Source organism: Sandarakinorhabdus sp. (assembly GCF_051860625.1).
Taxonomy (GTDB): Bacteria; Pseudomonadota; Alphaproteobacteria; order Sphingomonadales; family Sphingomonadaceae; genus Sandarakinorhabdus.
The window spans coordinates 95,434-107,401 of the sequence record NZ_JBHYDQ010000003.1 but is presented as its reverse complement, the minus strand read 5'-3'; the positions used below and the strand labels follow the sequence as shown (position 1 = coordinate 107,401).

The 11,968-nt window shown below is 66.1% G+C and carries 11 protein-coding genes; 7 read left to right on the top strand and 4 right to left on the bottom strand.

What is annotated here, in order from left to right:
• Positions 1 to 125: 125 nt before the first annotated feature.
• Positions 126 to 1,589, top strand: coding sequence for a coniferyl aldehyde dehydrogenase (locus tag ACTIEZ_RS04555; protein ID WP_439545470.1), 1,464 nt, complete (start codon positions 126 to 128; stop codon positions 1,587 to 1,589).
• On the top strand, positions 1,586 to 1,993 hold the full coding sequence (locus ACTIEZ_RS04550; RefSeq protein WP_439545469.1) for a GFA family protein: 408 nt from the start codon (positions 1,586 to 1,588) through the stop codon (positions 1,991 to 1,993). Before ACTIEZ_RS04555 ends, ACTIEZ_RS04550 begins: the two co-directional genes overlap by 4 nt.
• Here ACTIEZ_RS04550 and ACTIEZ_RS04545 read toward each other — a convergent pair.
• The 3 genes from ACTIEZ_RS04545 to ACTIEZ_RS04535 are packed head-to-tail and all read right to left on the bottom strand — an operon-like array spanning position 1,990 to position 5,683.
• Positions 1,990 to 2,568: a glutathione S-transferase N-terminal domain-containing protein gene (locus tag ACTIEZ_RS04545; RefSeq protein ID WP_439545468.1), complete on the bottom strand. Its 579-nt coding sequence runs from the start codon at positions 2,566 to 2,568 to the stop codon at positions 1,990 to 1,992. The two genes, ACTIEZ_RS04550 and ACTIEZ_RS04545, sit on opposite strands and share 4 nt — an antisense overlap.
• Entirely contained in the window at positions 2,565 to 3,479 is a 915-nt protein-coding gene (locus tag ACTIEZ_RS04540; RefSeq protein ID WP_439545467.1) for an alpha/beta hydrolase family protein, read from the bottom strand. Before ACTIEZ_RS04540 ends, ACTIEZ_RS04545 begins: the two co-directional genes overlap by 4 nt.
• On the bottom strand, positions 3,476 to 5,683 hold the full coding sequence (locus tag ACTIEZ_RS04535) for a transferrin receptor-like dimerization domain-containing protein (protein WP_439545466.1): 2,208 nt from the start codon (positions 5,681 to 5,683) through the stop codon (positions 3,476 to 3,478). The genes ACTIEZ_RS04540 and ACTIEZ_RS04535 overlap by 4 nt, the downstream gene beginning before the upstream one ends.
• 87 nt (positions 5,684 to 5,770) lie before the next feature.
• Here ACTIEZ_RS04535 and ACTIEZ_RS04530 point away from each other — a divergent pair, with 87 nt between their 5' ends.
• Together ACTIEZ_RS04530 and ACTIEZ_RS04525 are read left to right on the top strand one after the other, a co-directional pair.
• Positions 5,771 to 6,910: a CaiB/BaiF CoA transferase family protein gene (locus tag ACTIEZ_RS04530; protein WP_439545465.1), complete on the top strand. Its 1,140-nt coding sequence runs from the start codon at positions 5,771 to 5,773 to the stop codon at positions 6,908 to 6,910.
• Between the two features lie 2 nt (positions 6,911 to 6,912).
• Complete coding sequence (locus ACTIEZ_RS04525; RefSeq protein ID WP_439545464.1) at positions 6,913 to 7,680, top strand: inositol monophosphatase family protein; 768 nt, start codon at positions 6,913 to 6,915, stop codon at positions 7,678 to 7,680.
• Here the strand turns inward: ACTIEZ_RS04525 and ACTIEZ_RS04520 are convergent.
• Positions 7,655 to 7,990 carry a winged helix-turn-helix transcriptional regulator gene (locus ACTIEZ_RS04520; protein WP_439545463.1) on the bottom strand — a complete coding sequence of 112 codons (336 nt, stop codon included), beginning with the start codon at positions 7,988 to 7,990 and terminating at the stop codon, positions 7,655 to 7,657. The genes ACTIEZ_RS04525 and ACTIEZ_RS04520 overlap by 26 nt on opposite strands.
• Positions 7,991 to 8,065: 75 nt before the next feature.
• On the opposite strand from ACTIEZ_RS04520, the gene ACTIEZ_RS04515 reads away from it, so the two are divergent.
• Genes ACTIEZ_RS04515 through ACTIEZ_RS04505 form a run of 3 tightly spaced genes read left to right on the top strand, consistent with a single transcriptional unit; the run spans position 8,066 to position 11,963 of the window.
• Positions 8,066 to 8,608 carry a carboxymuconolactone decarboxylase family protein gene (locus ACTIEZ_RS04515; RefSeq protein ID WP_439545462.1) on the top strand — a complete coding sequence of 181 codons (543 nt, stop codon included), beginning with the start codon at positions 8,066 to 8,068 and terminating at the stop codon, positions 8,606 to 8,608.
• A gap of 46 nt (positions 8,609 to 8,654) precedes the next feature.
• Positions 8,655 to 9,842 (top strand): HlyD family efflux transporter periplasmic adaptor subunit, encoded by a 1,188-nt coding sequence (locus ACTIEZ_RS04510; protein WP_439545461.1) that lies wholly within the window; start codon positions 8,655 to 8,657, stop codon positions 9,840 to 9,842.
• Positions 9,843 to 9,854: 12 nt separating this feature from the next.
• On the top strand, positions 9,855 to 11,963 hold the full coding sequence (locus ACTIEZ_RS04505; RefSeq protein ID WP_439545460.1) for a glycosyltransferase: 2,109 nt from the start codon (positions 9,855 to 9,857) through the stop codon (positions 11,961 to 11,963).
• Positions 11,964 to 11,968: the final 5 nt, after the last annotated feature.

Here is an 11,968-nt window from a genome sequence, read left to right as displayed (position 1 = left end):
ATGGCAGAAAGCGTGCCAGTAAATCTGCAAATGGATAACTTTGATAACCTTGTAAATCACACTCATGCCCGACTTGGCGGCGGCCTGCATCGGGCCTAGGCTGGTGTCCAAAGTTCAGGAGAGAGATGATGGCCACCACTGCCAAGACCGCCGAATGGGATGCCCGCGATGCCGCTGCGATGCGCAGCCTGCTGGAGGCCCAGCGCGCCGCCTTCACCGCCGAACTGCCGGTGACGGCCGCCACCCGCAAGGATCGGTTGAACCGGGCGTTGGACGTGGTGCTGAACAACAAGGATCGGCTGGCCGCCGCGATGAGCGAGGATTTCGGCCATCGTTCCACCGAACTCAGCCTGGTCACCGACATCATGGCCAGTGTGAAGCCGATCAAGCATGCATTGAAGCATCTGGATGCCTGGATGCGCCCCGAAAAGCGCAAACTGGATTTCCCGCTGGCGCTGCTGGGGGCGAAAGCGCGGGTAGAATGGCAGCCCAAGGGCGTGATCGGCATCATCAGCCCGTGGAATTTCCCGGTGAACCTCACCTTCGCGCCGCTGGCCGGCGTGCTCGCCGCCGGCAACCGCGCGATGATCAAGCCATCCGAATACACGCCGGTCACGTCGCAACTGATGAGGGACATTCTGGAGGCCGCCTTTGATCCGGCCGAAATCGCCGTGATCACCGGCGGGCCGGAGGTCGGCCGTGCCTTCACCGATCTGCCGTTCGATCATCTGGTGTTCACCGGTGCCACCAGCGTGGCGCGGCATGTGATGGCCGCGGCGGCGAAAAATCTGGTGCCGTTGACGCTGGAACTCGGCGGCAAATCGCCGACCATCATCAGCCGCAGTGCCGATGTGGCGCGCGCCACCGAACGCGTGGCGATGGGCAAATTGATGAACGCCGGCCAGATTTGCCTGGCGCCGGATTATCTGCTGGTGCCCGAAGAACAGGAAGGCGAGATCGTCCAAGGCCTGAAAGCCGCCACGGCGCGCCTCTATCCGACCATGCTGGCCAACCCGGATTACACCAGCGTATTGGGCGCCCGCCACCGCGAACGGCTGGAAGCGCATGTCGAAGATGCCCGCGCCAAGGGCGCTACCATCGATGTGGTGAACCCCGGCAATGAGGATTTCAGCAAACAGAACACCAACAAGATGCCGCTGCACATCATCCGCAATCCCACCGACGACATGACGGTGATGCAGGAGGAAATCTTCGGGCCATTGTTGCCGGTGCGCACCTACAAGGCGATGGATGGCGCCATCGATGAAATCAACCGCCGCGACCGGCCGCTCGGCCTCTACTGGTTCGGCGAGGACGACACCGAACAGCGCCGCGTGCTCGATCGCACGATTTCGGGCGGCGTGACGGTGAACGACGTGATCTTCCACGTTTCGGCCGAAGACCTGCCGTTCGGCGGCATCGGCCCGGCCGGCATGGGCAATTATCACGGGCAGGATGGTTTCAAGGCGTTCAGCCATCCCAAAGCCATCTACAGCCAGCCCAAGCTCGATCTGGCCGGCCTCGCCGGCTTCAAGCCGCCCTATGGCGAAAAGACCACCAAGGCGCTGGCCCGGGAACTGAAGCGGTGACGCCAGACGGCTACTGCCTGTGCGGCGCGGTGCGGGTGCATCTCACCGCGCAGCCAGCGGCGGTGAACATGTGCCATTGCGCCGATTGCCAGCGCCGCAGCGGATCGCCGTTCGGCATGGCGCTGTGGTTGATGGCTGCCGATGTGGCCATCGTGGGTGAAACCCGCGAATTCGCGCATCGCAGCGACAAGGGCCGTGACCTTACCAACCGCTTCTGCCCCAAGTGCGGCAGCACCATCTGCTTCACGGCCAGCATCAACCCCGGCCTGATCGCCATCCCCGCCGGCCTGTTCGCCGATCCCGCCACCCCGCCACCCCAGCGCAGCGTGTTCGAGGAACGGCGCCATCCCTGGGTGGTGGTGCCCGATGGCGCGGTGCGGTTGCCGCGGGGTCGGGATGGCTAAGCCGGTGGCTGCGTCGCCACGAAGGCCGGCGTGGCCAGCAGCCGGTCGGTCAGTTCCACCAACGCCGGATTGTGGGTGCGCCAATCGAGATCGGTGAAGCGGAACGTCAGATAATCGCAGGCCACCGCGATGCAAATATCGCCGAACGCGCTGCCACCAACCCGCCCGTTCATCACGGCCAGCGCCCGTTCGATGGCGCGATACTGGCGGTCCACCCACGGCCCCGACGTGATGCCCTGGGCCATGTTGAACCGGAGGATGATCGCCGCGTCGAGCACGCCATCGGCCAGCGCCTCGGTGCTGCGGGCTTGCCAGTGTTCAGAACCTTCGGTGGGCAAAAGCGTTTGGCCCGGCATCGCGGCGAGCAGATAGGCGGCAATCACCGGCGAATCGATGATCGCGCTGCCATCATCCAGCACCAGCGCCGGCACCTTGCCGAGCGGATTGGCGGCGAGCAGCGCGGTCGGGTCGGTCATCGGCGCAGTTTCCACCAGCGCCAATTCGATGCCTAGTTCCTGCGCCAGGACGCGCAATTTGCGGGCGTAGGGTGAGGTCAGCGAGGCCAGAAGTTTCATGGAGAGACTTTCAATTGTTCGACCAAGAACGCCTCGATCTGCGGCCACACCGGGCTGCCCGGCGCGATGGTGTCGTGGTGGCCGGTGCCGTCCACGATCAGCGCGCTGGCAATGTCCTTGCCGGCGCGGGCTTCGGTTACCCATTTGGTGGCCGCGCCGGGCGACAGGAACAGGCTGGCCGAAATCACCCCGGATTTGACCCCCAGCGGCAGCAGTGCCTGCGGGCTGCCCTCGGCATAACGCCGCGGCTGCTGCGCCGGTGTGCCGCCGAACAGGCGGGTAACGGCCGGCACGCCGCAGCCCTTTTCGAAGGCTTCGCGCTCGAGGCCAGGCTCCGGCGGGCCATCGATCGCCACCGCCGCGCCGATCTTCAGCGGGTCAGGCGAGGCAATTTCGCTGTCCTTCGGCAATTTGTGCCGGCTCGCCACCCACAGCGCGGCATGAGCGCCGGCACTGTGGCCGGTCGCTGCAACGCGAGAGAGATCAAGCGGGTAGCGCTTGGCGAGCGCCCGCAGATGGTCGGTGGCCGCCGCCCAATCCTGGAAGGTACCCGGCCAGCCGGCGCCGGCATCGCCCCCGTTCTTGCCATCTGGCCCATCCTCGCCCAATTGGCGATATTCGATGTTCCAGGTGGCAAAGCCGCGTTCCGTCAAGCGGCTGGCCAGCGCGGCCGTGTTCTTCCGCTCGGCATAGCCTTTCCACCAGCAGCCGCCATGGATGATGATCACCACCGGATGCGGGCCAGCCCCAGCCGGCAGCCGCAGATCGCCGACCTGTGCCGGCGCGCTGCCATAGGCTTCGGTGAGGGTGGGCGGCGATGACGGCAATTTGTCGACATCGGCCGGCCGCATGCGCTGGGCCGCTGCTGGCGCTGCCGCCAGCAGGAGCGCCAGCAGCAGCGCGTGCCTCACTTCAGCACCGCCGTGGCCGCGTCCAGCCGGTCGGCATAGTCGCTCAATGCCTTGGCGGCGATGCCGGCTTCGCGGGTGGCGTCGTCGAACCGCCGTTCCTCCACCGCTTCGCGCACCCCCGGCAAGGTCTTGGAGCCATAGCCGGTGAAGCGACCCGGTGCGTAGAGGATGTTGCGGAACCACGGCCGGAACGGCAGGCCGGACGGGCTGAGCAATGTCTGTTCGATATCGCGCAGCCGCGCATTCAGGGCCGTCGTCTGCGCCGCGGTCAGGCTGTCGCTCTTGGCGGCGATGGCGCTGTCGAAGGCCTTGGCAGCCGCATCGAGTTTGGTGATTGCGGTATCGAGCACCGCCAGATCCAGCGCCGGCGTCGCGGCCTTGGCCAGCGGCGGGCCGATCGGGTCACGCGGATCGCTGCCCAGCCGGTACATGTCGGCCGTCAATGCGGTGCGCCGCGCATCCTCCTTGCGGCGATTGTCGATCAGCGTCTTGATTTCATTGTAATAGGCCCGCGCCGCGCCCGCCACCGGGCCAAAGCGCACCGGCAGCGCCTCGGCATCGGCCAGCCGCATCACCAGCCTTCCGGCGACCTTGGACAGCGCCGCGCCATAGGCCAGGCCGGGGTCATCCCAGCGCACGAAATGATCATAGCTGTCGTAGATCGAGTGGTACGATCCCGCGCTCTCGCCTTCGCCGCCAAAGCCGATGTTGATCGACGATACCCCGGCATGGTGGATGAAGGCGGTGTAATCGCTGCCCGATCCCAGCGCATCCATTGGCTGGTCACCGCCGAGTTCGGCTGCCGCCAGCGCTGCGGGATTGCCGCGCAGGCCATCGAACGCCTTGGCGCGCACCGCGGCCCGCCAGCGTTCCGCCACGCTGGCGCCGGTTTGGGGGTCCTTCACATCGGCGGCAATCTTGCCGATCAGCGACGTGAATTGCGCGCTGCCATCGGCGCCCAGAAACCCGCGGCCGTTGCTGTCGCTGTTGATGTAGATCACTGCTTTCTGGCGCAGCTCGGCGATATTTTCTTCCACCCATTCGGTCGAGCCGAGCAGGCCCGGCTCCTCGCCGTCCCAGCTTGCGTAAACGATGCTGCGCTTGGGCCGCCAGCCGGATTTCCACAGCGCACCCAGCGCCTTGGCTTCGCTCATCATCGCGACTTCGCCGGACAGCGGATCGGACGCGCCGAACACCCAGCCGTCATAATGGTTGCCGCGCACCACCCATTCGTCCTTCTTCGACGAACCCGGCAGCGTGGCGATCACGTTGGAAATATTCTTCAGCGACCATTCGGATTCAACCTTCAGCCGCACCTTCACATCGTCGTTGCCGCCAAAGCGGTAATGAAACGGCAGGCCGCCGCGCCAGTCGCTCGGCACCGGTGCGCCCTTCAGCCGGGTCAGGATTTCCGTCGCATCGGCATAGGAAATCGGCAGCGTCGGGATCTTCAGCACGGTCGTGCTGGTTTCGCGGGTCAGCCGCCTGGCATCCCTGGTCGCCGCCACACCGGGGGTAAGCGGATCGCCGGGGTAGGTGGTCATGTCCATCACGCTGCCGCGCTGCACGCCCGCTGGCGGACGGCCGCCACCGTTGGGATAGGTGTCGGCAGAACCATAACCATCCTGTTGCGGATCGGAATAGATCAGGCAGCCGATGGCGCCGGCCTCCTGCGCCAGCTTGGGCTTCAGGCCGCGCCAGCCGCCGCCGTAACGGGCAATCACGATCTTGCCCTTCACCGAAATGCCGCGCCGCGCCAGCGCTTCATAATCGGCCGGCAGGCCATAATTCACATAAACCACGGGCGCGGTGACATCACCGTCGCCCTGATAGGCGACATAGGGCGGCAGTGCGCCGGCAAGATTGTTGGAGGTTTCATCCTGCGGAATGCCAGGCTCCTGGCCGCCGAGCTTCTTCGACACCGGCCCGACCAGTTCCAGGGCGGTCGAGATCGGCGTCGGATAGAGCACCTGATAATCGGTGCGCTTCACCTGCCAGCCCCATTCGCGGAACATCTTCGCGATCAGATCACCATTGGCCTGATTGTGCGGGCTGCCAAGATGGTTGGGGCCGGCCGACATGGTTTTCAGCCAGGCCATCTGATCGGCGCTGCTGATGTTTGCGTCCATCGCGGCTTCGCGGTCAGCGGCGGTTTGTGCGGTTGCGGCGGTGCTCAACAACAGAGCAGCCAGGATCATGCGCATCGAAAAATTCCCCTTGTTTGTTCCATCCTGTCTAGCCGCAGTGGCATGGCGGTGACGAGTAGGAAAAACATGGGTAGGAAGAATGGCATGTCTGGCCCCCTCTCCGATCTGCTCATCATCGATCTGTCGCGCGTGCTCGCCGGGCCCTATGCCACGATGGTGCTGGCCGATCTCGGCGCGCGGGTGATCAAGGTGGAGCGCCCCGATGGCGGCGATGATGCCCGCGCCTATGGCCCGTTCATCAATGGCCACAGCGCCTATTTCGCCAGCATCAACCGGGGCAAGCAATCGATCGCACTCGATCTGAAGGCGCCGGCGGATCGCGCGGTGTTCGAGGCCCTGCTGGAAAAGGCCGACGTACTGGTGGACAATTATCGCCCCGGCGTGATGGCGCGGCTGGGCTATGGCTGGGATGCGCTGCACGCCCGCTATCCGCGCTTGATCCACGCCGCCGCCAGTGGCTTTGGCCAGACCGGGCCGGATTCGCAGAAGGCCGCATACGACATGGTGGTGCAGGCAATGGGCGGCATCATGAGCGTCACCGGCTGGCCGGGCGGGCCGCCGGTGCGGGTGGGCACCAGCATCGGTGACATCACCGCCGGGCTGTTCACCGTGATCGGCATCCTGGCTGCGGTGCATGATCGGGCCGCCACCGGTGAAGGTCAGTTCGTTGATGTGGCGATGCTGGATGGCCAGATCGCCATCCTGGAAAATGCCATCGCGCGTTTTGCCGCGACAGGCGAATCGCCAGGGCCGCTGGGCGCCCGCCACCCCAGCATCACGCCCTTTGCCGCCTATCAATGCGCCGATGCGCCGATCGTGATTGCGGCCGGCAATGATCAATTATTTGCCGCGCTGTGCCGGGCGCTCGACCTGCCCGGCGATGATCCGCGCTTTGTCGGCAATGATGCGCGCACCCGCAACGCCGATGTGCTGGCCAATGTGCTGGAAGCCGTGTTGCAGACCCGTCCCGTGGCGCACTGGCTGCCGATGCTGGAGAGCGCCGGCGTGCCCTGCGGGCCATTGAACAACATCAGCGAGGCCCTGGCCAACCGGCAGGTTCAGGCGCGCAACATGGTCGTGCACTCGCAAATGCCCGACGGCACGCCGCTGATTGTCGCCGGCAATCCCGTGAAATTGTCCGCCCATGTCGATCCCACCACGCGCACAGCAGCGCCATCATTGGATGCCGACCGCACTGCAATCCTGAAGGAGCTTGGCCTGTGACCATGGACGATCTCACCCTCGCCCAGCGCCTCGCCGATGCTGCCGGCGCTGCCATAAGGCCCTGGTTTCGCCGGCCCTTCCTTGTTGAAATGAAGGAGGATTTCTCCCCCGTTACCGCGGCGGACCGCGACGCAGAAGCAGCCATTCGCCGCCTGCTGGATGAATATCGCCCCGAGGATGGCGTAATCGGGGAGGAATATGGCGATGATCGCGCCGATGCGGAGCGGGTGTGGGTGCTCGATCCCATCGACGGCACGCGGGCGTTCGTCGCCGGGCGGCCCTTGTTCGGCACGCTGATCGCGCTGATGGAGGGCGGTCAGCCGGTGCTCGGCGTGATCGATCAATGCATCATCGGCGATCGCTGGCTGGCCGGGCCCGATCACCCGACGACGCTGAACGGCCAGCGCGTGCACGCGCGGCGCTGCCCTGATCTGGCCGATGCGCGGATCGGCACCACCAGCCCGCAGGCGTTTGGCGCAGACGATTTCGTGCAGTTCGAACATGTGCGTCGTGCAGCGGCCGACACGCTCTATGGCGGCGATTGCCACAATTATGGCCTGGTTGCCGCCGGGCATCTGGATGCGGTGGTCGAGTCTGGGCTGAAGCTGCACGACTGGGCGGCGCTGGCGCCGATCATCACCGGCGCCGGCGGCGTGATCATGGACTGGCACGGGCAGCCGCTCAGCCAGGGCCATGACGACGGCGGCCGGGTGATCGCGGCGGGGGACGCCGAACTGGCGGCAACTATTGCGGGTCTGCTGACGGGTTAGGCCAATCGCCGTTGGCGGACCAATTTTCCGCCAGTTTGTGCAACTGCATCAGAATGGGATTGAGGGTGCGGGCGCGATCCGTCAGGCCATAGCCGTCGGCCTGCAACGCCACCAGATCATGCGCGCGCAGCAGTTTCAGACGCGTGTTCAATACGGCGGGCGAGATGGATTCGCAGGCCGACTGGAGCGCCCGGAATGTCCTCGCCCCGCCATCCAGTTCCCACAAGATGCGCAGCACCCAGCGTTGCCCAAGCAGATCGAGCAGCCGCATGATCGGCCGGCCTGTCGTGGAACCCCGCACTGCTGGCATCGGGTGACGCCTCCCTTGACGCTATGTTTTTCATAGCATAGTGTTGCTATCGGAAACATAGCAAGGGATATGGTCATGTCCAACCATTTGCGGCCGCTTGAACCGCCTTACGACAGTGAGACCGCGGCCCTGCTGGCGACCTACCCGCAGCAGGATGGTTATATCCTGACCCTGTTCCGCACCTTCGCCAACAGCCCGCGTTTCCTGCGCAAGGGCGTGCCCAATCTGCTCGATCGTGACAGCCCGTTGCCGCTGCGGGTGCGCGAGCTGGTGATCCTGCGCGTCACCGCCTTGCGCGGTTGCGATTATGAATGGGGCATCCACGCCGCGATCTTTGCACGGGCTGCCAAGCTGGATTCGCAGCAGCTTGCCGCGACCCGAGCGCCGGCGATTGACGTCGCGCTTTGGTCGCCATCCGAAGCCGGTTTGCTGTCCGTTATCGACCAGTTGTGCAGCAGCGGCCGCCTCGACTCCGCCACCCAGGCCCGGTTCGAAGCCGACTGGACCTGCGCACAGCAGCTTGAAATCTGTGCGCTGGCCGGCGCCTATCAAACCATCAGCTTCGTCGCCAACCTTGCCCAACTGCCGCACGAGCCATTTTCCGTGCGCCCGGCCTAAAACGCGCGGCGCCGCGCCCGTTGCTCGATGGGCAAGGAGGCGCAGCATGGTCGGCCGCATCGAGACATTGATCCGTTCCAACCGCCTGCGCCTGGCGTTGGCCACCGGCATGGCGGCACTCGGGCTGTGGGCCTTTGCGCCCTATGTCACCAACGAAGTGGGCGGGGAGGCGTATGTGAATGCGCCGCTGATCCGCATGGCCTCGCCGATCGCCGGCATCGTTGCCACCGATCTGCCGCCGCCGGGCACCGCGATTGCCGCGGCCCGCACCGCCCGGTTGGTGACGGCGCGCCTGCTCGACACCGGGCCGCTGTCGGCGTTGAAGGGCCAGCAGGCAGCCTTGATCTCGGCGCGCGATCTCGCCCGCCGCCAGATTGCTGAAATTGCCAGGGCCGACGGGCGGCTCGCCAGCCGGTCGGCGCAGTTCGGCCGTGCGGCCAGCGCGCGGCTGGCCGCCACCACTGACGCCGCCCGGGAGGCCCTTGGCGCCTGTGAAGCCGAGGCGGCCGAAGCCGCATTGCAACGCGAGCGGATTGAAGTGCTCGCCGAACAGCGTTTTGCCACTTTCACCCAGCGCGATCGGGTGCGTGCAATCGCCACCGCTACCGGGCGCCGCTGCGCAGCGCTGAGCGACCAGGCCGACGCGCTGGCCATCGAAACCCGGGCAGCCGGGCGCGGGCTTTATCTGGCCGGCGCTGCCATGGATGCGCCCTATGGCGACCAGCAGCGCGACCGGTTGTTGCTGCGCCGGCAAGAGCTGGAAAGCGTCGCCATTGACGCGGAATCCCGGCTGGCCGAACTGGGCATCCAGATTGCCGCCGAGGAAGAGCGGCTGGCCCGCGCCAGCGCCTTCGACGCAAGACTGCCGGCCGGCACCGTGGTCTGGTCGCAGCCGGCGCCCAAAGGCACCACCGTGGCGCCCGGCGCCAGCCTCATCGAGCTGGCCGATTGCAACCGCCGTTATGTCGAGGTGGCGCTGCCGGAACGGCGCATGGAGGCCATCCTGCCAGGCACGCCCGTGGCGGTGCGACTGATCGGCAGCGATGCCTGGCTGGAGGGCCAGGTCGCCTCCACCGTCGGCGCCGCTGCCCGCCGCGAGGGCGCCATGCTGGCGGCCAATCCGGACAAGGAAGCCCGCGCGCTGAGTGTGCTGGTGTCGCTGCCGCCGCCCAAATCCCTGGCCCGGCGGTGCGATGTCGGCCGGCTCGCCGAAGTGCGCTTCCCGCGTTGGTGACTTGGGGGTGTGATGCTGCCACCGCTCGATACCGCGCCGGCGCTGCTGGTGGCGGCGCCCTTGCTGCTCACCATGTCTGGCCTGCTGCTGGCGCCGCTGTTCGGGCTCAACCGGCCGGCGACCCGCGTCGGCATTGCAGCGGCAGTGGCGCTGGTGGTGGGCGCTTATCTGTACTGGCGGCTGACCAGTACGATCCCATGGGGTGCCGGTTGGTTCGGCCTTGGCTTCGCCTTGCTCTGTCTGGGCGTCGAACTCTTTGGCCTGTTCGACGCCGCCATCCTGTTTGCCGGCCTCACCCGTCGCACCAATCGCAGCCGCGAAGCTGATGCTGGCGAGGCCCGTCTTGCCAACCGTCACGACTGGCCAGCCGTCGATCTGATCATCGCCACTTACAACGAACCGATCGAGGTGTTGGAGAAGACGATACTGGGCGCGCTGGCGCTGGATTGGCCCAACCTCAAAATCTGGGTCGCCGATGATGGCCGGCGTGCCTGGCTGCGCGATTATTGCCAGGCCAAGGGCGCCGGCTACATCACCCGGCCTGACAATCTTCAGGCCAAGGCCGGCAACATCAACCATGCGCTGGCCGTGACGCGCGCGCCATTCGTTGCGGTGTTCGATGCCGATTTCGTACCGCAGCGCGGATTCCTCAAACGCACCATGGGCTTCTTCGACGATCCCGCCATCGGCATCGTCCAGATCCCGCACAGTTTCTACAACCATGATCCGCTGCAGCAGAATCTGGCACTGCGCGACGCCTTGCCCGATGATCAGCGCTTCTTCTTCGAAGCGATCATGCCCGGCCGCGATGGCTGGGATGCGGCCTTTTGTTGCGGGTCCAACAGCATCACCCGCCGCGCCGCGCTTGATGCCATCGGCGGCGGCTTGCCGGCGGGATCGATTACCGAGGATATGCTGCTGAGCCTTGCGCTGCTGCAGAAGGGCTACGTCACCCGTTACCTGAATGAACCACTGGCCTATGGCCTGGCACCGGAAAGCCTTGATGCCTTCTTCGTGCAACGGGCGCGCTGGGCGCAGGGGGCGATGCAGATCTTGTTTCTGAAATCCGGGCCGCTGGGGCCGGGCCATGCACTGCGGCACCGGTTGTTCTTCCTGCCGACGGCGTGGCTCAGCCAGGCGCTGATGATGATCACGTCGATCATCGCGCCGTTGGTGTTCCTGTTCTTCGATGTGCCGCCGTTGGTTGGCGTGACGGCGCAGAGTGCGATCTTCTTTCTGGTGCCGATGGTCGTGGCGCAGGTTGGCGGCATCGTACTGCTCGGCGGCGGCCGCTATTTCCCGATTGCCGCGCAAGTGCTTGGCACGTTCCAGAGTTTCCGGCTGCTGCCGGTCATCATCAAGACGTTGTTCAAGCCGCACGGTCATGCCTTCAAGGTGACGCCGAAGGGATCGGATGCAGGCAGCGGCGGCTATCAGCGCGGCATTTTCCTGGCCTGCACCGCGCTGATGCTCGCAACGCTGGTGGGTCTGGTGATCAACGCCATCCCCGACACCCGCATCGTCGCCCAAGGCGCGCTGGTGCCGATGGTGGCCTTCTGGGGCCTGATCAACATTGTCGTGCTGTTCCTGGCCGCCATGCTGTGCCTCGGCCGCCCGGCGCTGCGTGCCGAGGAGCGGTTTGCGCTCGATGAGCAGGTGGCGGTATGGCGCCGCGATGCCCGCCACGCCACACTGGCGCGCGGCATCGATATCTCGGTGTCGGGCATCGCGCTTGCAGAAATGGAGGGGGCCGGCGACGGGTTGGCGCCTGGCGAGCCGGTGCGGGTGCGGCTGCGCGGCGTCGGCAGCATCGATGGCCGGGTGGCGCGCTGCCACGCCGGACGTATCGGCATCGCCTTCGATGGCGCCGACACCCCGGCCCGCGACCGGCTGATCGTGCGGCTGTTCACCCTGGGGCGCAACACCAGCAGCCATTCGATTTCGATGTGGCAGGCGACCCGTACCATGCTGCTGCGCATCTTCACCGCCGACATGCGGCTGCCGGCCGAACCGATGGGCAGTGCCGCCGCGCGCCCGCCGCTCGCCGAAACCCGGCTGGACAAGATCAGCCTGGTGCTGCCGCCGGCCACCGCGACGAAGGCGCTCGCCCGCGCCAGTTGAGTATG